The organism is Caulobacter sp. GW821-FHT09B11, from assembly GCF_059418205.1.
The window spans coordinates 1-19,098 of record NZ_JBWKPK010000003.1; the positions used below are offsets into that span (position 1 = coordinate 1).

16 protein-coding genes are annotated in these 19,098 nt (G+C 69.8%); 10 read left to right on the forward strand and 6 right to left on the reverse strand.

Features of this window, described 5'->3' with window-relative positions:
- Positions 1-393: 393 nt before the first annotated feature.
- From AC07N1_RS02425 to AC07N1_RS02440, 4 genes are all read right to left on the reverse strand, one after another.
- The gene (locus AC07N1_RS02425) at positions 394-1,071 is read right to left on the reverse strand and encodes a peroxiredoxin-like family protein (RefSeq protein WP_494670328.1); all 678 of its coding nucleotides are present in this window, start codon (positions 1,069-1,071) and stop codon (positions 394-396) included.
- A 28-nt stretch (positions 1,072-1,099) separates the two neighbouring features.
- Positions 1,100-2,053, reverse strand: coding sequence for an ABC transporter substrate-binding protein (locus AC07N1_RS02430; protein ID WP_494670329.1), 954 nt, complete (start codon positions 2,051-2,053; stop codon positions 1,100-1,102).
- Between the two features lie 12 nt (positions 2,054-2,065).
- Positions 2,066-4,681 carry a TonB-dependent receptor plug domain-containing protein gene (locus AC07N1_RS02435; protein ID WP_494670330.1) on the reverse strand — a complete coding sequence of 872 codons (2,616 nt, stop codon included), beginning with the start codon at positions 4,679-4,681 and terminating at the stop codon, positions 2,066-2,068.
- A gap of 109 nt (positions 4,682-4,790) precedes the next feature.
- A complete protein-coding gene (locus AC07N1_RS02440) occupies positions 4,791-5,648 on the reverse strand; it encodes a TauD/TfdA dioxygenase family protein (RefSeq protein WP_494670331.1) in 858 nt (285 codons plus the stop codon).
- Between the two features lie 275 nt (positions 5,649-5,923).
- Here AC07N1_RS02440 and AC07N1_RS02445 point away from each other — a divergent pair, with 275 nt between their 5' ends.
- Positions 5,924-7,297 (forward strand): FAD/NAD(P)-binding protein, encoded by a 1,374-nt coding sequence (locus AC07N1_RS02445; RefSeq protein WP_494670332.1) that lies wholly within the window; start codon positions 5,924-5,926, stop codon positions 7,295-7,297.
- Positions 7,298-7,493: 196 nt separating this feature from the next.
- Here the strand turns inward: AC07N1_RS02445 and AC07N1_RS02450 are convergent, their stop codons facing one another.
- Positions 7,494-7,805 carry a hypothetical protein gene (locus AC07N1_RS02450; RefSeq protein ID WP_487291392.1) on the reverse strand — a complete coding sequence of 104 codons (312 nt, stop codon included), beginning with the start codon at positions 7,803-7,805 and terminating at the stop codon, positions 7,494-7,496.
- Between the two features lie 132 nt (positions 7,806-7,937).
- Positions 7,938-8,774: a LysR substrate-binding domain-containing protein gene (locus tag AC07N1_RS02455; protein WP_494670333.1), complete on the reverse strand. Its 837-nt coding sequence runs from the start codon at positions 8,772-8,774 to the stop codon at positions 7,938-7,940.
- Between the two features lie 239 nt (positions 8,775-9,013).
- Here AC07N1_RS02455 and AC07N1_RS02460 point away from each other — a divergent pair, with 239 nt between their 5' ends.
- The 9 genes from AC07N1_RS02460 (at position 9,014) to AC07N1_RS02500 (ending at position 19,092) form a co-directional block, all read left to right on the forward strand.
- Positions 9,014-9,736, forward strand: coding sequence for an ABC transporter permease subunit (locus tag AC07N1_RS02460; protein WP_494670334.1), 723 nt, complete (start codon positions 9,014-9,016; stop codon positions 9,734-9,736).
- On the forward strand, positions 9,733-10,578 hold the full coding sequence (locus tag AC07N1_RS02465) for an ABC transporter ATP-binding protein (RefSeq protein WP_494670335.1): 846 nt from the start codon (positions 9,733-9,735) through the stop codon (positions 10,576-10,578). The genes AC07N1_RS02460 and AC07N1_RS02465 overlap by 4 nt, the downstream gene beginning before the upstream one ends.
- The gene (locus AC07N1_RS02470; RefSeq protein ID WP_494670336.1) at positions 10,575-11,762 is read left to right on the forward strand and encodes an acyl-CoA dehydrogenase family protein; all 1,188 of its coding nucleotides are present in this window, start codon (positions 10,575-10,577) and stop codon (positions 11,760-11,762) included. The genes AC07N1_RS02465 and AC07N1_RS02470 overlap by 4 nt, the downstream gene beginning before the upstream one ends.
- Positions 11,759-12,709, forward strand: a complete 951-nt coding sequence (locus AC07N1_RS02475; RefSeq protein WP_494670337.1) for a D-isomer specific 2-hydroxyacid dehydrogenase family protein — start codon at positions 11,759-11,761, stop codon at positions 12,707-12,709. The genes AC07N1_RS02470 and AC07N1_RS02475 overlap by 4 nt, the downstream gene beginning before the upstream one ends.
- Positions 12,710-12,727: 18 nt before the next feature.
- Positions 12,728-13,570 carry a class II aldolase/adducin family protein gene (locus tag AC07N1_RS02480; RefSeq protein ID WP_494670338.1) on the forward strand — a complete coding sequence of 281 codons (843 nt, stop codon included), beginning with the start codon at positions 12,728-12,730 and terminating at the stop codon, positions 13,568-13,570.
- Positions 13,570-14,583 (forward strand): ABC transporter substrate-binding protein, encoded by a 1,014-nt coding sequence (locus tag AC07N1_RS02485; protein ID WP_494670339.1) that lies wholly within the window; start codon positions 13,570-13,572, stop codon positions 14,581-14,583. The genes AC07N1_RS02480 and AC07N1_RS02485 overlap by 1 nt, the downstream gene beginning before the upstream one ends.
- 132 nt (positions 14,584-14,715) lie before the next feature.
- Positions 14,716-16,896 carry a TonB-dependent receptor gene (locus AC07N1_RS02490; RefSeq protein ID WP_494670340.1) on the forward strand — a complete coding sequence of 727 codons (2,181 nt, stop codon included), beginning with the start codon at positions 14,716-14,718 and terminating at the stop codon, positions 16,894-16,896.
- A 4-nt stretch (positions 16,897-16,900) separates the two neighbouring features.
- Entirely contained in the window at positions 16,901-17,515 is a 615-nt protein-coding gene (locus AC07N1_RS02495; RefSeq protein ID WP_494670341.1) for a cysteine dioxygenase family protein, read from the forward strand.
- Positions 17,512-19,092, forward strand: coding sequence for a rhodanese-like domain-containing protein (locus AC07N1_RS02500; RefSeq protein ID WP_494670342.1), 1,581 nt, complete (start codon positions 17,512-17,514; stop codon positions 19,090-19,092). The genes AC07N1_RS02495 and AC07N1_RS02500 overlap by 4 nt, the downstream gene beginning before the upstream one ends.
- Positions 19,093-19,098 lie beyond the last annotated feature (6 nt).

Sequence of the window (19,098 nt, forward strand, 5' to 3'; positions counted from 1 at the left end):
ACGCGGTGTTGAGTTCTGAGAGACCCCTCACCCGACCTCGCTCCGCGAGGCCACCCTCTCCCGCAAGGGGAGAGGGAAGACAGAAAAAGCCTAGGTCCCCGCTTTCGCGGGGATTTTACGGGAGGAGAGGCAGGCTCTCCTCTCGTAACCTCCCTCGCCCAACCCCAACACCGCCTTCCTGGGCCTTGTGCCCAGGATCCATCGTTCAGCTGCTCAGGTCTTTGCAGGACGGCCGAGGTTTGAGCGGTCGCCGGCATGGGCCCTCGCCACAGGGGCGAGGGAGGCGGAGGTTTGTTGCTGGGGGCGGAGACGTCCGCCGCTGCGGAAGCTGAGAACGCCCCCCCCCCTCCGGCCCTCCGGGCCGCCTCCCCCAGAGGGGGAGGATCTTTGCCGTTACACCACCGCCGGCGCCGGGGTCAGGGCGCGGACGGCGGCGATGATGGGGTCGGCTTCGGTGCGGGCCAGCCAGTCGGGGCTGACGTCGGCGAAGCGGACGAGGCCGGCGCGGTCGATGACCACCACGGCCGGCTGCGGCAGCTCCCAGGTGCCCGTGCCGGTGATGTCGCCGATGAAGCTGCCCTTGGCGCGCTGGGCGTCCTGGCTGGCCTGGTCGGCAACGTAGGTGACGCCGAAGCGGCGACCCAGCTCGTTGCCGAGGTCGGCGGCGACCTTGTAGCTGAGGCCGTGGCGCGTGCGGATCTCGCCCAGGCGCTCGGGCACCTGCGGGCTGACGGCGACCAGGGTCGCGCCGATCGCCTTCAGGGCGGGGGCCAGGGTCTCTTCGTAATAGGGCAAGGCGATGTTGCAGGCCGGACAGCCGGCGAAGCGGAAGAAGATCAGCACCGCCGGACCCCTGGCGGTCAGGCTCTCCAGGGTCAGGTCGCCGCCCTCGACGTCCTTGAGCACGAAGGGGGCGACCTTGTCGCCGACCTTGACCCAGGCGTCGGGGTCGGCCGCCTCGACCAGCCGTGCGCGCTGGTCGATGTTGATCTTCAGCGCGGCCGGCTCCCAGGTGCGGACGCGTTCGGCATGCAGAGCGGCCAGGCGCTCGCGCAGGGTCTGATGGCTCATGAAATCCTCCCTTTGTGGTGTGTGGGGCTCATCCGGCGACCGTTGCGTTGAACGAGCGGTCGAAGGCGGCGGCCGGATCGAGGGTCGAGGTGATCGCGCCCGCGCCGCGGAAGTGGTCGAGCACGGCCCGGGCCTCGGTCACCGAGCTGTCGTCGATCGGCACGGGCAGAAAGCGGTAGTAGCGGACGGTGTACTGCGCCACGTCGAGCGACAGGCCGGTCTCCTTCGACAGCACGGCGGCGAAGGCGTCCGGGTTCTGGACCGCCCAGCGCCGGGCCCTGGCCAGGCGGCGCAGGAAGTCGTCGATCTGCGGCCGCTTGGTCTCGATCGCCTTGAGGCTGGCGGCCTCGTAGCCGGCGCCGAGCAATATCCCCTCGCCGTCGATCAGGATCCGGGCGCTGTCGTGCAGGCGGGCCAGGGCGACATAGGAACCCCAGGTCACCCAGGCGTCGATCGAGCCGGCGGTGAAGGCCGCCTTGGCGTCGCCCGGGCTGAGGAAGACCAGCGAGATGTCGGACGGCTTCAGCCCCGCCTTCTCGATCACCCGCAGCAGCAGGTAATGGCCGATCGAGCCGCGGCCGGTGGCGATCTTCTTGCCCTTCAGGTCGGCGGGCGCGCGGATGGCCGAGTCCTTGGGCACCAGGATGGCGGTCGCCCCGCCGCCGCTGCGGGCGGCCTGGACGGCCTTGATCCTGGCCCCGCTGGCGTAGGCGAACAGGAACGGCGCGTCGCCGGCCTCGCCCAGGTCCACCGCCCCCGCGCCGAGGGCCTCGAGCAGCGGCTGGGCGGCGGGGAACTCGCTCCACTCGATCTTGTAGGGAACGCCTTCGAGCGCGCCCGAGGCGATCAGCACCGCCTTGGTGCCGCCGCGCTGGCTGCCGACCTTGAGCGGCGCGGCCGCGTCGCCCTTGCCGCAGGCCGAGAGGCCCGCGCCGAGACCGGCCAGCGCGCCGAGGCCGATGATGAGCTGGCGTCTTTGCATGCCGCCCTCCCCTTAGAAGCGTTGGGTCAGGCGGGCGTAGTAGTAGCCGCCGGTGATGCCGAAGGGCGAGAACAGGCCAAACTGCAGCGTGCCCTGGTCGGCGTTGACGATGCCGATCTTGTCGGGGTGCTGGTCGAACAGGTTGTTGGCCCCGATGGCGATGCTGGTGGTCGGGCGCACGTCCCAGGCGATGTCGAGATCGGCCACCCACTTGGGACTGAAGGTGCGGTCGAGGCTCGGCGAGGTTCCGGCCTCGGTATATTCGCCGTAGCGGGTGGCGCGGAGGCTGGCGCTGAGCGTCTGGCGGCTCCAGACCGCGCCCAGCACGATCTTCTCGCGCGGCGTGCCGCGGGTCAGGTCCGAGATCTTCTGGCGGTCGAACAGCACCAGGCTGGGGTTCACCGCCTTGAGGATGGCCGGCGTCTCGATGACGTCCCGCACCTTGGTCTTGTTGAAGGCGTAGGCGGCGTTGAGGTTCAGCTTGCCCGCCGAGCCCAGGTCGAGGCCGTACTCGGCCACGAAGTCGACGCCCGTCGTCCGGGTCGAGACGGCGTTGGTGTAGTAGGTCGCCGTCAGGCCCTGCGGGAAGCGGGCCAGCAGGCCGACCAGCGCCGCCTGCGAGGCCAACTGGGTGACCGACAGGTCGAGGTTGCTGGTGTCGACGATGCGGTCGTCGATGTCGATCTGGTAGGCGTCGAGCGTCAGGCGCAGGCGGGCCAGAGGCTCGGCGGTGATCCCGAAGCTGTAGTTGGTCGAGGTCTCGGGCTTCAGCGGCGTCGCGCCCAGGGCCTTGGCCTCGGTGCTGTCGGTGCGCAGCACCTTGGTCGGATAGGTCAGGTATTCGCCGGGCGTGCAGGCCGCGCCGCGGAAGGTGTTGTTGGGCGAGGCCGGGCACAGGCTGCCGGAGATGGTCGAGGTGGCGAAGATGCCCTGGCCCAGCGAGGGGGCGCGGAAGCCGTTGCTGACCGTGGCGCGCAGGGCGTAGCCGGGCAGGAACTCCCAGCGGGTAGTCAGCTTGCCGCTGGTCGTCTCGCCGACGTCGCCGGTGTAGCGCTCGTGACGGAGCGCGGCGCCGACGTACCAGTTTTCCGTAAGATCGGTCCCGAGGTCGGCGTAGACGGCGTAGGAATGGCGAGAGGTCGAGCCGGCGTCCTCGGGCGCGGTGCCGGCGTAGGACGACAGGCCGGGGTTCGGGCGCAGGCCGGCGAAGGGCTGGCCCGCCGGGATCACGTAGTCGCCGACCTTGTACGAAGCCTCGTCGCCGGCCTCGATCAGGAAGTGCTCGTAGCGGTGCTCCAGGCCCCACGACACCTGCAGCGGATGCGGCAGGACGCTGGCGAACTCCCGCGTGACGTCGAGGTTGTTGGTCCACTGCTGGAACTGGTGGGTCGACAGGTGGAAATAGGTCGGGCTGTCGGGGCCGAGGGTGGCGTTGAGGGTGTTCTCGCCGTCGAGCTGGGCGTGGTCCTGGGCGAAGGTGGTCGAGGCGTCCCACGACCAGCCGGCCTTTTCGCCGCGGGCGCCGAAGCTGGTCTGCCAGTCGAGCTCGAAGATCCGCCGCAGGGCGTTGAAGCCGTTCGGATAGACCTCGGGCAGCGAGTTGCGGTTCAGGGGCCGGCCGGCGGTGACGCCGGTGACGGGGGCGAGGTTGGGCAGGAAGCTGCCGGTGACCTTCTTGGACGCGCGGTGGCTGACCGTGCCGCTGGAATAGAGCGTCAGGTCGCGCCAGGGCAGCTCGGCGTTGTAGGCCGTGGCGATGATGTCTTCCTCGCCCGGACCGTAGCTGGCGCCCCAGTAGTAGCGGTCGGCCGTGGCGTCGCGGGCGTCGGGGGTGACGGTGGTCGTCCCGCCAGTCGTGGTGACGGTAGGCTGGTAGAGGTACTGGGCGCGGGACGGGACGGCGCGCGAGGCGGCCTCGTTGTTCTTCCAGTTGACGGCCAACTGGAGAAAGCCGCCGTCCTCGCCCAGCGGACGGGCCAAGGTCAGGCTGGCGGCGCGGGTGTCGCCGTCGCCCAGATAGTTCTGGCCGCCGGTGTAGGAGAACTCGCCGCCTTCGGTCCCCTTCTTGAGGATGATGTTGACGACGCCGGCGATGGCGTCCGAGCCGTACTGGGCCGAGGCGCCGTCGCGCAGCACCTCGATGCGCTCGATGGCGCTGGCCGGGATCAGGTCGAGATCGACCGGCACGCCGCCGCGACCGACGCGGGCCAGGTTGTTGATCAGCGAGGTGGTGTGGCGGCGCTTGCCGTTGACCAGGAACAGGGCCTGGTCGCCGTTGAGGCCGCGAAGCGTGATGGCCCGCACCGTCCACGAGGTGCCGCCGCCGTTGACGCCCGGCAGGTTGAACGACGGGATCAGGGTGTTGAGCACCTCCTTCAGGCCGGTCTTGCCGGTGGCGGTCAGTTGCTCGGACGAGATGACGTCGATGGGCGCTGGGCTGTCGGCGACCGTGCGGCGCACACCGCGCACGCCGGTGACGACGACGCCGTCCACGGAAGCGGCGGCCGCGTCGGGCGCATCAACTGCAGGAATGGGCTCGGCGGCCAGGGCCGCGCCCGAGGCGCAGGCCAGCAGCAGGCCGGCGAAGGCCGAGCGTTTCAGAGTCTTGGTCGGCGAAACACGAGTCAAAAAGCTATCCCCCGCGCGGAGCGCATGGACCCCGCGTCGTTTTGTGGTCTTCGAAAGAAAGAGAGAGAGAGAGAGAGAGAGGCGGCGGGACCCTCCCGCCGCCGTTAGTTCAGGCGGGCTTGCGCTCCCGATACGGCACGTCGTCGGAGCCGATCAGCACGCGCTCCATCACCCGCGGGAAGTCGCCGTAGTCGCGCACGGCGTAGTGCAGGCCCGCGCGGTTGTCCCACAGGACCACCGAGTTGGGCCGCCAGCGGAAGCGGGCGTGATGCTCGGGCTTCTTCACCTCTTCATAGAGACGGGCCAGCAGGGCCTTGCTCTCTTCCGGCGCGAGGTCGACGAAGCGCGGCTTGAGGCCGAAATTGATCCAGAAGATCTCCTGCCCCGTCTCCGGATGGGTGCGGATGGCCGGATGGGCGGTCAGCGGATAGCGCTCGCCCGACTTGTTCAGGGCGTCCTGGTAGTCGTGGATGACATAGAGTTCGTCGACGGCGGCCTTCAGGTCGTCGGGCAGGCCCTTCCAGATCGCGTGGCCGTCGGCCCAGATGGTGTCGCCGCCGACCTCGGGGATGTGCACCGCCTTCAGCACCGCGCCGAACGACGGATTGACCCGCCAGCTGGTGTCGGTGTGCCAGTGGTTCTCGCGGATGTCGTACTTCTTCAGCGCCTCGGCCGAGATCGGCTGCACGGCGCGGTGGGTTTCGACGCCGCCGACCGGGTGGGCGTAGACCTCGCCGAAATTGGCCGCGAAGGCCAGCTGCTGGTCGCGGCTGATGTCCTGGTCGCGGAAGAACAGCACCTTACGGTCGAGCAGCAGGGCCTTCAGCGCGTCGCGCTGCTCGCGGCTCAGGGTCTGGCGCAGGTCGAGCCCGGCGACTTCGGCGCCGATGGTCGGGCTGACGGGGGTGACGGTCAGGCCGACGGACTGGCGGACCTGGTCGAGGACGGCGCTGAGGACGGTGCTCATGGGGGGAACCTCCATCTCACCGACGCGAGGCGGTCGGCGGAGGCGAACATGGCGAGCGCGCCCGAACCGGGCGAACGAGTATTTCTTCGAAAGAATTCAGAGATTTATATATCGCGATACGCAATAATCGGCATTTGCGGAACACATAGTCGCGTGCGTTGTCGCGATGTTTCAGCGGCGCCGGACGAAACCATCAGCGGGGCTCGACAGCGCCCTTGCGCGGCGCTTGAGGATCGTCGAAAGAAACCCCATCAATCTTGTAGAGTTTCATCCCGATGACCTCGCGCCCCGTGATCGCCGTGGTCGGCGCCGGCTTCAGCGGCGTCATGACCGCCCTGCATCTGCTGCGGAGCGACGCAGGCCCGCGGGTGATCCTGCTGGAGCGGCGCAGCCCCGTGGGCCTGGGCGCCGCCTACGCCACCCATAATCCCAGCCACCGCCTGAACGTGCGGGCCGGCAACATGAGCGCCTGGCCGGACGCGCCGGGCGACTTCGTGGCGTGGCTGCGCGGCCAGGGGCTGGAGGTCGGGGCCGGCGACTTCGCCACGCGCGGCGACTATGGCCGCTACCTGCAGGGCCTGCTGGTGGACGCGGTCGCCGGGCCGGAGGCGGCCGGCCGGCTGATCGTCGCGCCCGACGAGGTGGTGGGGCTGGAGCCGGGCGGCGACGGCTGGCGACTGACGACGGCCATGGGCCGGCCGATCCTGGCCAACGCCGTGGTCCTGGCCTTGGGCAATCCGCCGCCCTGCCGCCCGGCCGGCGTCGACGAGGCCCTGGCCGCCTCGCCCGCCTATGTCGCCGATCCCTGGCGTTGGGACGCCAAGGCCCTGCCGCAGGGGCCGGTGCTGCTGCTGGGCACGGGCCTGACCATGGTCGACGTGGCGCTGAGCCTGGAGGACGCCATGCCCGGCCGCTCGATCATCGCCCTTTCCCGCCGGGGCCTGACGCCGCGCGAACACGAAGGCGAGCCGCCCGAGCACCCGCCCAGGCCGCCCTCCTCCGACCTGAGCCCGCAGGCGGCCTTGGAATGGCTGAAGCGGACAGCGGCCGTGCACGGCTGGCGGACGGCGGTCGACGCCCTGCGGCCGGCGACCCAGGACCTGTGGCGCGGCTGGAGCGTGGCGCGCAAGCAGGCCTTCCTGCGCCACGCGCGGCCGTTCTGGGACGTGCACCGCCATCGCCTGTCGCCCGAGGTGGCGGCCCGGGTGGCCAATCTGCGCCAGGCCCGCCGCCTGAAGGTGGTCGCCGGCAAGATCGTGCGACTGTCCGAGCGGGCCGACGGCCGCGTCGATGGCGCCTGGCGGCCGCGCGGCGAGATGGACGCCCAGCCGTTCGTCGTCAGCGCGGTGATCAACGCCACCGGACCGACCGGCGACGTGACGCGATCGAGGGATCCGCTGGTCCTCGACCTGATCCGCCGGGGCCTGGCGCGCCCCGATCCGCTGCGGCTGGGCCTAGACGTCGACGCCGACAACCGCCTGCTCGACATTTCGGGCGCGGCGACGGCCAGCCTGTTCGCGGTCGGCCCGGTGACCCGCGGCGCCTGGTGGGAGATCAACGCCGTGCCCGACATCCGGAGCCAGGCGGCGCAGGTGGCGACGGCTGTATTGGCGGCGACCGCCCAGGTCGGATCGACATTCAACGCCTGAGACGAAAACCTCGTCCTTCGACAGGCTCAGGATGAGGTTTTTCTGCTGCCCGGGCTTATAATTGGTCCTCATCCTGAGCTTGTCGAAGGACGAGGACCAAGCACCGAGGCTGGATCTCGATGCGCCCTAACTCCAGACACGAAAAACCCCCGCCGGCGGACCGACGGGGGTGTTTTCAGCAAGTAAGCTCTGAAGCTTACGCGCCGCCCGGGAAGCGGAACGGAACCTTCACGGTGCCGGTCTTGGCGCCCATCGGCAGCTTCTCGGCGATGCACATGGCCGCCTTGTCGAAGCCCTTGCCGGCCGCGCTGTTGTCGACGACCTTGCAGCCCGAGAGCTTGCCGGCGTCGGCGGTGCATTCGAGCATCACCTGAGCCGCGTCCTTGGTGTTGGCGAACTGCTGCAGGCAGCGGCCCATCTGGTCTTCGAAGCCACCGGCGGCCGAAGCGGCCGAAGCGACGAAGAAGCTGCCGGCCATAGCCGCTGCGAAAGCGATCGAGAATTTCATAGCCGCCCATCCCTCCTGGCGAAAACTTGATGGGAGGGTTTTCGCAGGAGGCCGCTAACGAAGAACCAAGGTTCGCGGTTAATCTTTTCTGAAAATGATTAATGCGCCCGGGAGCCGCTCAGAGCTCCCGCCTCATAGTTCGAGGGCCGCGGTGTGGATCAGCTCCGAGAGCTTGGCGATCGACGGGTGCGGCGCGGTTCCGGTGCGACGAACATAGGCCACCTTCGGCAGGCTGGGTAAAGCCCCCTCGGCGATCGGCTGGGCGTCCGGGCGGAACAGGCTGGTGCGGCAGGTCACCGCCAGGCCCGACTGCACGGCCGCTCGCAGGGCCGAGAGGCTGGGGGTCTCCAGCGCCACGCGGTAGGACCGTCCTTCCCGCTCCAGCGCCGCCAGGGCCGCGTCGCGGAACCGGCACGGGGATTCCAGGATCGCCAGCGGCAGCACCGGCAGTTGGGCGAGGTCGGGCTCGCCGTGCCAGACCATCGGCACCGTGCGGGCGGCGGCCGGGTCGTCATAGGCGCCCATGCACAGGATGACGTCCAGGCGGTCGCTGCGCAGCAGTTCCAGCAGTTCCGGCGAGCCGGCCACCCTCACCTGCAGCTGGGTGTCGGGATTGAGCTGGGCGAAGCGGGCCAGCACGCCCGACAGCAGGGTCTCGGCGAAGTCCTGCACCAGTCCCACCCTTGCAGGCCCGGCCAGGGCGTCGCCGGTCAGGGCGACCACGGCGCGGTCGTTGAGGGCGAGGATGTCGCGGGCGTGGCCTAGCAGGGTCTGGCCGGCCGGGGTCAGCGACAGCCGCCGCCCCTCGCGGTGGAACAGCGGCGTCAGAACCGTCTCCTCCAGCCGCTTCATCTGCAGGCTGAGGGCCGACTGGGTGACGAAGACCCGCTCGGTGGCGCGCAGCATCGAACCGCTGTCGACGATGGCGACGAAGCTGCGGAGAAGTTCGGTCGGAAGGTTGGTCGGCATCTGGCGTCCCGTCTGATCCCGTTGAGGAACTCTAATAAGACCCCTGAGGATAAGTCTATTGATCGAGTAGGAATTCAGCGTCCATCTCTGTGAAGCAACGGCGCCCCCGCCGCAACGGTCACAGCGATGGAAGCGACCCGATGTCTTTGGCGACCGCCGATAGAATTTCTCTAGCCAGGCCATCCCCCAAGGGGTGGCGATGGCCCCGCCTTTCGCGGGCTCGCTGGCTGTCTCCGGTCGTGCTTCTGGCCTTGTGGGAGTTGGGTTCGCGCTTCGGCCTGATCCCCGAACGGGTGCTGGCCGCGCCCTCGACGGTGGCTGAAACCTTCTGGGCGCTGACGGTCTCGGGCGAGCTTCCCGCCAACCTGCTGGTGTCGCTGGCCCGCGCCGCCGCCGGCCTGGCGATCGCCTTGACCGTCGCCGTGACCCTGGGCCTGGTGGCCGGCCTGTCGCGCTGGGGCGAGACCGTCGTCGACCCGCTGATGCAGATCAAGCGGACCATCCCGTCCCTGGCCCTGACCCCGCTGTTCATCGTCTGGTTCGGCATCGGCGAGACGCCGAAGATCGCCCTGATCGCCGTGGCGACGACTTTCCCGATCTATCTGAACCTCTTCGCCGGGGTGCGCGGCATCGACGTGCGGCTGGTCGAGGCCGCCCGCAGCTTCGGCCTGTCGGGCTGGAGCCTGGTGCGCGAGGTGATCCTGCCCGGCGCCCTGCCCTCGTTCTTCGTCGGCCTGCGATACGCCCTGGGCGTCTCGGTGCTGGTGCTGGTGGTGGCCGAGCAGATCAACGCCCAGGCGGGCCTTGGCCACCTGATCAACAACGCCCGCGACTTCATGCGCACCGACATCATCGTCGTCTGCCTGCTCGTCTACGCCCTGCTCGGCCTTGGCGCCGACGCCCTCGTTCGCACGCTGGAGCGCCGCGCTCTGGCCTGGCGCCCCAGCCTCGTGGAGCAATGACCATGGTCCAGCCGCGCATCCGCCGCCGCGCTTTCGACACCGCCGCCGTCCCGACCGCCGCCCCCTCGGCGGCGCCATCGGTCGCCCCCGCCGTGAAACTGAACGGCTTCGTCCGCCAGTTCGGCGAGAACCGGGTCATCGACGGCCTGGACCTCTCGATCGCGCCGGGCGAGTTCGTCGCCCTGCTGGGCGCCAGCGGCTCGGGCAAGACCACCCTGCTGCGCACCCTGGCCGGGCTCGACCCCGTCGGCGACCAGGACGTGACGACGCCGAGCACCCGCGCCGTGGTGTTCCAGGACGCCCGCCTGCTGCCGTGGAAGAAGGTCTGGCGCAACGTGGCGCTGGGCCTCAAGGACAAGGATGTCCGGGCGCGCGCCGAGGCGGCGCTGAAGGAGGTCGGCCTCGGCCATCGCCTCGACGCGTGGCCCTCCACCCTCTCCGGCGGCGAGTCCCAGCGCACGGCCCTGGCCCGCGCCCTGGTACGCGAGCCGGGCCTGCTGCTGCTCGACGAGCCGTTCGCGGCCCTCGACGCCCTGACCCGGCTGAAGATGCATGACCTCGTCTTGAACCTCTGGAACGAGCACAGGCCCGCCGTCCTGCTGGTCACCCACGACGTCGACGAGGCCATCTCGCTGGCCGATCGCGTGCTGGTGCTCAACAAGGGCCGGATCGCCGCCGAGGAGCATATCGCCCTGGAGCGCCCGCGCGCGCCGGACGCCCGCTTCCAGGCCATCCGCCGCCGCCTGCTCGGCCATCTGGGCGTCGAGGCCCCGACCTTCCACCAAGAGACTTCTCACGAAGCCGCCCTGGTCGCCTTCCCGACCGGCGAGGCCGTGCAGTGAGCACCGCCGTCGCTCGACGCCTGGAACCCGCGCCGCGCCTGCCCGACCTCGACGCTGTGCTGCCGGGCCTGACGCAGGCCTTCGCCGCCACCGCCGGCCGTCACGACCGCGAGGCCAGCTTTCCGTTCGCCAATTTCCAGGCCCTGCACGAGGCAGGCCTGCTGGCCCTGACCGCGCCGGCGCGTCTGGGCGGGCTGGAGAGCGACCTTCCCACCGCGCTGAAGGTGGTTTCGGCTGTCGCCCGGGGCGAACCCGCCACGGCCCTCGTTTTGGTCATGCAGTACCTGTTCCACGCCTCGGTCGAGGGGCGTTCAGGCTGGCCCGAGCATCTCAAGCAACGGGTGATCGGCGAGGCGGTCGAACACGGCGCGCTGATCAACGCCCTGCGGGTCGAGCCCGACCTGGGCACCCCCGCCCGCGGCGGCCTGCCGGCCACCATCGCCCGCCGCACGCCGGAAGGCTGGCGGATCAGCGGCCGCAAGATCTACTCCACCGGCTCCAGCGCTCTGACCTGGTTCGTGGTCTGGGCCCGCAGCGACGACGAACCCGCTCAAGGGGGACCCCTGGTCGGCGGCTGGCTGGTGCGCGCCGACACGCCGGGCGTGGTCATCGAGGAGACCTGGGATCACCTGGGCCTGCGCGCCAGCGCCAGCCACGACGTGATCTTCGAGGACGTGCTGGTCCCGCTGGATCACGCCCTGGACCCGCAGCCCCCCGGCGCGCCGCCGCCCTATTCGCCGGTGTTCGGAACCTGGTCGGCCGTGCTGACGGCGGCGATATACGACGCGGTGGCCCACGCCGCCCGCGACTGGCTGGCCGACTTCCTGATCAGCCGCAAGCCGGCCAACCTGGGCGCCAGCCTCTCGACCCTGCCCCGCTTCCAGGAAGCCCTGGGCGAGATCGACGCCCTGCTGTTTTCCAACCGCGTGCTGCTGGACAGCGCCGCGCGCGGCGACACCACCGCCAGCGAGAGCGGCCTAGTCAAGCACCTGGTCACAGAGAACGCCATCACCGTGGTCGAGAAGGCCCTGAAGCTGACCGGCAACCCGGGCCTGACCCGCGCCAACCCGCTGGAGCGCCATCACCGCGACGTGCTGTGCGGCCGGGTGCACACGCCCCAGGCCGACGTGGTGCTGACCGGCGCGGGCAAACTCGCCTTCGCTTCCCGGGAGGCCCTGGCATGAGCCGTCTGGTCGTCGCCAGCCAACTGCCCGAGGTGTTCAACACCGTCTTCGCCCAGCATGCGGCGGACGCGGAGATCGTGTCCGTCCCCCCGGGTCTGACCACGCCGCTGCCGCAGGACGCGAAAGTCCTGGTGGCCGCACCGTTCCGCAAGGCCGGCGGCGTGCTGCCGGCCAAGGCCCCGCCGGGCTGGCCCTTCGACGTGCGCTGGGTGCAGCTGGTGTCGGTGGGCATCGACTTCTATCCGGACTGGCTGTTCGACGGTCCGGTGGTGACCTCGGCGCGCGGCTCTTCCGCCGTCGCCCTGGCCGAGTTCGCCCTGGCGGGGATCCTGGCCGAGGCCAAGCGCCTGCCGGAGATCTGGATCGACAAGGCCGAGCGCTGGGCGCCGCAGCCGCTGAAGCTGATTTCCGGCACGACCCTGGGCCTGGTCGGCTTCGGCGCCATCGGCGAGGCCCTGGCCCCGCGCGCCCAGGCCCTGGGCCTGAACGTCATCGCCACCCGCCGCTCGGACAAGCCGATCCCGGTGGCCGGCGTCGAGCGCGTGGCGGACCTGAAGACCCTGTTCGCCCGCAGCGACCACGTGGTGCTGGCCGCCCCGGCCACGCCGGAGACCGAGCGCCTGATCGGTCGTGAGGTTCTGGCCGCCGCCAAGCCCGGCCTGCACCTGATCAACATCGCCCGCGGGGCGCTGATCGACGACGACGCCCTGCTGGCGGCGCTGGAGGACGGTCGCATCGGCCGCGCCAGCCTCGACGTAACCTTCCCCGAGCCTCTGACCGACGGCCACCCCTTCTACGGCCATCCGAAGGTTCGGCTCTCGCCCCACACCTCGGTGCACACGCCCGACACCCGCATCAACCTGGCGACCAGCTTCGCCCAGAACCTCGCCCGCTTCCGCGCCGGCGCGCCCCTGGCCGACGTCGTCGACCTGTCGCGCGGCTACTGACAACAAGGACCCTTCGCGATGACCGCGATCCCCGCCGCCCGCAGTTTCGCCGCCGCCGGCCCGCACCCCGCAAAAATCGACAGCGTGCTGCCGCCTTTCGGCTCAAAGGAGATCCCGCAACAGCCGACGATCGAGCTGGAGCGCCTCTATCGCAAGCAGCGTCTGGCCGCCGGCTATCGGCTGTTCGGCCGCTACGGCTTCGACATGGGCGGCGCGGGCCACATCACCGCCCGCGACCCCGAACTGACCGACCACTTCTGGGTCAATCCGCTGGGCGTGCACTTCTCGCGCATCAAGGTTTCGGACCTGATGCTGGTCAGCCACGCCGGCGAGATCGTGCAGCCGCCGGCCAAGGCCCCCGCCCGCCTGAACCGCGCGGCCTTCGCCATCCACTCGCAGCTGCACGAGGCCCGGCCCGACGTGATCGCCGCGGCCCACTCGCACTCGCTGTACGGCAAGGCCTGGTCGGCCCTGGGACGCTTGCTGGATCCGCTGACCCAGGACTCGGCGGCCTTCTATGACGACCACGCCCTGTTCGAGGAATTCTCGGGCGTGGTGCTCGACACCAGCGAGGGCCAGAAGATCGCCAAGGCGCTGGGTCCCAAGAAGGCGGTGATCCTGCAGAACCACGGGATCCTGACCGTCGGTCAATCGGTGGAAGCCGCCGTCTGGCGGTATCTGGCGCTCGAGAACGCCTGCCAGGCCCAGCTGCTGGCCGAGGCCGCCGGCCCGACCAAGCCGATGCCGCCGGAAGTGGCCAGGCACACCGCCGGCCAGGTCGGCACCGAACTGGGCGGCCTGTGGTCGTTCCAGCCCTATTGGGACATCGTCACCGAAGAAGAGCCGGACCTGTTCGACTGATGACCGGCATCTCCCTGTCCCGCCGCGACCTGATGTCGGGCGGCCTTTCGATCGCGGGCCTGTCGCTGGCCGGCCTGACCACCGTCAACCTGGCGGCCTGCTCGCCCAAGGGCGGCGACAAGGCCGGCTCGCTGGCGGACCTGACGCTGAGGGTCGCCACCTATCGCGGCAATCCAGAGAGCTTCTTCGGCGAGGCCGGCATCGCCGACCCTCCCTACAAGCTGGCCCGCACCCAGTTCGCCGGCGGCAACCTGATCGCCGAGGCGATCAACGCCCGGGCGCTGGACTTCGGCGGCATGAGCGAGATCCCGCCGATCTTCGTCGCGGCCCAGCCGGGCAACCAGGTGCGCATCGTCGGCGTGCTGAAGGGCGACGTGAACAACCAGGTGCTGCTGGTTCCCAAGGGCTCACCGGCCAAGGATTTCAAGGATCTGAAGGGCAAGCGCGTCGGCTATGTGAAGGCCACGACCTCGCACTACATCCTGCTGCGCCTGCTGCAGGAAGCGGGTCTTGCCTGGAGCGACATCGAACCGGTGGCGCTGAGCCCGCAGGACGGCCTGGCCGCCTTCCAGAGCGGGGCGCTGGACGCCTGGGTGATCTACGGCGTCATCGTCTACCAGGCGCGCGAGGCCGGGGCGCGGGTGCTGCGCACGGCGCTGGGCATACTGTCGGGCAACTACCTGATCACCGCGTCCAAGGAGGCGCTGGACGATCCGCTGCGGCTCCAGGCCGTGGGCGACTATGTCAGCCGCTACAAAAAGGTTTTCGACTGGATCAACGCCGACGGCGAGCGCTGGGCCCGGGTGCGGGAACAGGCGACGGGGGTCAAGGCGGCCTACTACGCCCAGGAGTTCAAGGAGCGCTCCTCGCCCTACATCCTCGAGCCGATCAGCGAGGCGGCCATCGCCTCCGAGCAGGCCGTGGCCGACACCTTCGCCGCCGCCAAGATCATTCCCGGAGCCGTCGACGTGCGGCCGCTGTGGGATGACCGGCTCTCATCGTTCCTCAAGTAATGTCGAGTTCTGCAAATATATCCGATGACCTCGGACGATATGAGCAGAGCTATCCGCTCGATCATTTTATATTCGTTGAGATGAGAGGCGGCACGACGGCAAATCCCCACCGAACAAGTCGGGGATAACTTCGTGCGAACCTTCAAGCTTCAACTTCTCGCCTTCACTTCCGGCCTCGCCGTCGCCGGCGGGGCCTTGGCCGCCGAGCCGGCGCCGACCGCCAATGCTGACGATGCGGCCTCCCCCGCCGTCGAACAGGTGATCGTCACCGCCGAACGCCGCGCCACCGACCTGCAGAAGACCGCCATCGCCATCTCGGCCTTCGGCTCGCAGGTCCTGGCCGACCGCAAGGTCGACAGCATCCGCGACCTGTCGGGTCAGATCCCGAACTTCAGCATCAGCCGCGTCACCATCAGCCACACCACCCAGACCTACGCCCTGCGCGGGGTCGGCGAGAGCGATCCGATCCAGGAGCCGGTGCTGGCCGTCTATGTCGACGACGTCTACATCCCGCGCCAGATCGGCTCGATGGTCGAGTTCAACGACCTTGAGCGCATCGAGGTGCTGCGCGGGCCGCAGGGCACGCTGTACGGCCGCAACTCCAGCGCCGGCGCCCTGCGCATCATCACCCGCGATCCGGGCCAGGAATTCCGCGCCAAGGCCGAGGTGGGCCTGGGCAGCTACGGCGCCGTCGATGTGCGCGCCCTGATCGAGGGTCCGATCGTCGACGACAAGCTGTCGGGCAGCTTCTCCTACATCCACCACAAGCGCGACGGGGTGACCTTCGACCCGACGCTGAACCACGACGTCAACCGCATCGACCTGGACGCCTACCGCGCCAAGCTGCGCTGGACGCCGACCGAGAAGCTGGACGTGCTGTTCACGCTGAACGCGCTGCGCGACCGCAGCGACAGCCGCAGCTACGTGCCGGTCACCCAGCCGAACGGCGAATTCAACAACCGCTACTCCTACTCGGAGGTCGAACCCAAGCAGGACCTCGACCAGATCAGCGGCTCGATCCGCGTCCAGTACGCTCTCAGCGACCATCTGAAGCTGAAGTCGATCACGGCCTACGGCGGCTTCAACCTGAACCCGGTCTATTACGACAACGACGGCCAGGCGGCGCTGATCCAGAAGAACCTGATCCACTACAACGACCAGTACGCCACCCAGGAAATCCAGCTGAACGGCGACTTCGGCAAGCTGACCTTCACCAGCGGACTGTTTTACCTGCATGAGCGGTTCTTCGTGCAGCGCGACGGCTACAGCCGCAGGAGCGCGACGGCCACCGATCCGGTGACGACGCCCAGCAACTACGGCTTCGCCCGCGCCCACAACATCACCAACACCGACGCCTACGCCCTGTTCGGCGAGGCGACCTATGCGGTGACCGACCGCCTCAGCGTCACCGGCGGCCTGCGCTGGACCAACGAGGAGAAGGAATTCACCTTCGACAACAAGGTGCTGAACCTGGCCGGCCAGGTGGTCGGCCAGTCGATCGCCGGCACGGCCGACAAGACCTTCTCGGCGATCACGCCCAAGCTGTCGGTGCAGTACCAGTGGACGCCGGCCGTCCTGCAGTACGCGACCTATTCCAAGGGCTTCAAGTCGGGCGGCTTCGACAACCGGGCCACGCGCCTGGACCTGGCCACCCGCCCCTTCGCGCCGGAGAACGTCAACACCTATGAGACCGGCCTGAAGACCGAGCTGTTCGAGCGCCGGGCGCGGGTGAACCTGGCGGCGTTCTACAACGAATACGAGGACCTGCAGGTCAGCTACAGCGACCCGGCCTATCCGGGCAATTCGATCCGCGGCAACGCCGGCGAGGCCCACACCTACGGCGTCGAGCTGGAGACCGACGTGCGCGCCACCGAGCGCCTGAGCCTGCAAGGCTCGGTCGGCTGGCTGTACGCCGTCTACGACACCTACAAGAACGCCGGCGGGGTGGGCGTGAACGCCGACGGCCACCGCCTGCTGAACTCGCCGCGCTGGAGCGTGTCGGGCGGGGTGACCTGGGATGTTCCCGTCCAGGTCCCGGGCGCGATCCGCGCCAACCTGAACGCCCAGTGGCAGACCAAGACCTATTTCAGCGCCCTGCAACGGCCGCAGGACGAGGCGCCCGCCCAGGGCTTCCTAAACGGCACAATCACCTGGACCGCGCCGGACCCGCACTGGGCCGTGCAGCTGTCGGGCCGCAACCTGCTGGACAGCGACAAGCCGGTGACCTCGACCTACACGCCGGCCACGGGGGTCTACTACAAGAACTATCCCGATCCGCGGACCTGGCTGGTCACGCTGAAGTACGCGCTGTGATCCGATGACCGGCGCGCCCAACCTCACCCGCCTGGCCAGCTTCGTCGGAGACCTCGGCGCGCTGCTCGACCGCACGGGCGACGAGGCGGAGATCCTGCGCGAGGGGGGCGGCCTGCTGGCCGCGCTGATCGCCACCGACGACTGGCTGCCCGAGGCCTACGCCGTGCCGAACCCGGCCCGCTACCAGCAGTACCTGCTGCATTGCGACAGCCGCGAGCGGTTCAGCGTGGTCAGCTTCGTCTGGGGGCCGGGCCAGGCCACGCCGGTCCACGACCACACGGTCTGGGGCCTGGTGGGCGTGCTGCGCGGGGCCGAGCTGTCGCAACCGTACAGGCGCGACGGCGAAGCGCTCGTCCCGCACGGGCCGATCCACCGGCTGGAGCGCGGCCAGGTCGAGGCGGTCTCTCCCACCGTCGGCGACGTGCACCAGGTCACCAACGCCTTCGACGACCAGGCCTCGATCAGCATCCACGTCTACGGGGCCAATATCGGGGCGGTGCGCCGCTCGACCTACGACGCCGAGGGACGGAGCAAGCTCTTCGTCTCCGGCTACTCCAACGACACCCTTCCAAACCTGTGGGACCGCTCCAAGCCCGTCCCCGCCGAGGCCGCGCCATGACCCTGCCCGTCGTCACGCCCCGCGAGGTCCGCCAGGACCTGATCGCCCGCCGCGAGATCGCCCTGCTCGACCTGCGCGAGGAAGACCCCTTCGCCAAGGCCCACCCGCTGTTCGCCTCGCAGCTGCCGCTGAGCCGTCTGGAAGTCGAGATCCTCGATCGCGTACCCCGCAAGGAGACGCGGATCGTGCTCTACGACAACGGCGAGGGCCTGGTCTCGCCGGCCGGCAAGCGGCTGGCGGCGCTGGGCTACACCAACGTCCGGGCGCTGGCTGGCGGACTGCAGGGTTGGACCGACGCCGGCTACGAGCTGTTCCAGGACGTCAATTCCTACAGCAAGGCGTTCGGCGAGCTGGTCGAGGCGCGGCGGCACACGCCGTCCCTACCCGCCCAGGAGGTGCAGGCCCGCATCGACGCCAAGGCCGACCAGGTGATCCTCGACGCCCGCCGGTTCGAGGAATACGCGGTGATGAGCATCCCGGGCGGCGTCAGCACGCCGGGCGCCGAGCTGGTGCTGCGCGCCAGGGAGCTGGCGCCGGATCCCGCGACCACCATCATCGTCAACTGCGCGGGCCGCACCCGCAGCCTGATCGGCGCCCAGTCGCTGGTCAACGCCGGCGTGCCCAACCCGGTCTTCGCCCTGCGCAACGGCACGATCGGCTGGACCCTGGCCCAGCAGACCCTCGAGCACGGCCAGGGCCGCAAGTTCCCCGACGTCTCGACACAGACCCTTGAAGAGGCCCGCGCCAAGGCCCGCGACGTGGCCTACCGCGCCGGCGTGCGCCGGATCGACGCCGAGGGCTTGGCGGACCTCGCCACCGACCGCAAGCGCACCCTCTACCGCTTCGACGTGCGCACGCCCGACGAATACGCCAAGGGCCACCTGCCCGGTTTCCGCAGCGCGCCCGGCGGCCAGCTGGTGCAGGAGACCGACGTCTTCGCCCCCGTCCGCGGCGGCCGCATCGTGCTGGCCGACGACCTGGGCCCCCGCGCAGACATGACCGCCTCGTGGCTGGCCCAGCTGGGCTGGGAGGTCTACGTGCTGGAAGACGGTTTCGAGGGTGATCTGGCAAGCGGGGCCTGGAAACCGTCGGAACCGCCGCACCTGCCGGTGGTCGAGACCATCCTGCCCCGCGCCCTCTCCGAGGCCTTGGCCGAAGACAGCGTCGTGGTGCTGGACCTCGCGCCCAGTCCCGCCCACCGCAAGGGCCACGTGCCCGGCGCCTGGTTCGCCATCCGCGCCCAGCTGGCCGAGGCCCTGGAGCGCGTGCCGGAAGGTAAGCCGATCGTCCTGACCTCGCCCGACGGCGTGCTGGCCCGCCTGGCCGCGCCGGAGCTGGAGGACATCGCCGACCAGCCCGTCCGCGTGCTCGACGGCGGCACCGCCGCCTGGGTCGCGGCCGGCCGCGCCCTGGAGACCGGCCTGACCCACGCCGCCAGCGACCCGACCGACGTCTACAAGCGCCCCTACGAGGGCACCGACAACGCCGCCGAAGCCATGCAGGCCTATCTGGACTGGGAGTTCGGCTTGGTCGACCAGCTGGCCCGCGACGGGTCGCACGGCTTCTTCGTGATCTGAGGCCCC

Bases quoted from the DNA above. Each gene is read 5' to 3' on its own strand.
- AC07N1_RS02425 (WP_494670328.1), bottom strand. From the start codon at position 1,071: ATGAGCCATCAGACCCTGCGCGAGCGCCTGGCCGCTCTGCATGCCGAA.
- AC07N1_RS02430 (WP_494670329.1), bottom strand. From the start codon at position 2,053: ATGCAAAGACGCCAGCTCATCATCGGCCTCGGCGCGCTGGCCGGTCTC.
- AC07N1_RS02440 (WP_494670331.1), bottom strand. From the start codon at position 5,648: ATGAGCACCGTCCTCAGCGCCGTCCTCGACCAGGTCCGCCAGTCCGTC.
- AC07N1_RS02445 (WP_494670332.1), top strand. From the start codon at position 5,924: ATGACCTCGCGCCCCGTGATCGCCGTGGTCGGCGCCGGCTTCAGCGGC.
- AC07N1_RS02450 (WP_487291392.1), bottom strand. From the start codon at position 7,805: ATGAAATTCTCGATCGCTTTCGCAGCGGCTATGGCCGGCAGCTTCTTC.
- AC07N1_RS02455 (WP_494670333.1), bottom strand. From the start codon at position 8,774: ATGCCGACCAACCTTCCGACCGAACTTCTCCGCAGCTTCGTCGCCATC.
- AC07N1_RS02465 (WP_494670335.1), top strand. From the start codon at position 9,733: ATGACCATGGTCCAGCCGCGCATCCGCCGCCGCGCTTTCGACACCGCC.
- AC07N1_RS02475 (WP_494670337.1), top strand. From the start codon at position 11,759: ATGAGCCGTCTGGTCGTCGCCAGCCAACTGCCCGAGGTGTTCAACACC.
- AC07N1_RS02480 (WP_494670338.1), top strand. From the start codon at position 12,728: ATGACCGCGATCCCCGCCGCCCGCAGTTTCGCCGCCGCCGGCCCGCAC.
- AC07N1_RS02485 (WP_494670339.1), top strand. From the start codon at position 13,570: ATGACCGGCATCTCCCTGTCCCGCCGCGACCTGATGTCGGGCGGCCTT.
- AC07N1_RS02495 (WP_494670341.1), top strand. From the start codon at position 16,901: ATGACCGGCGCGCCCAACCTCACCCGCCTGGCCAGCTTCGTCGGAGAC.
- AC07N1_RS02500 (WP_494670342.1), top strand. From the start codon at position 17,512: ATGACCCTGCCCGTCGTCACGCCCCGCGAGGTCCGCCAGGACCTGATC.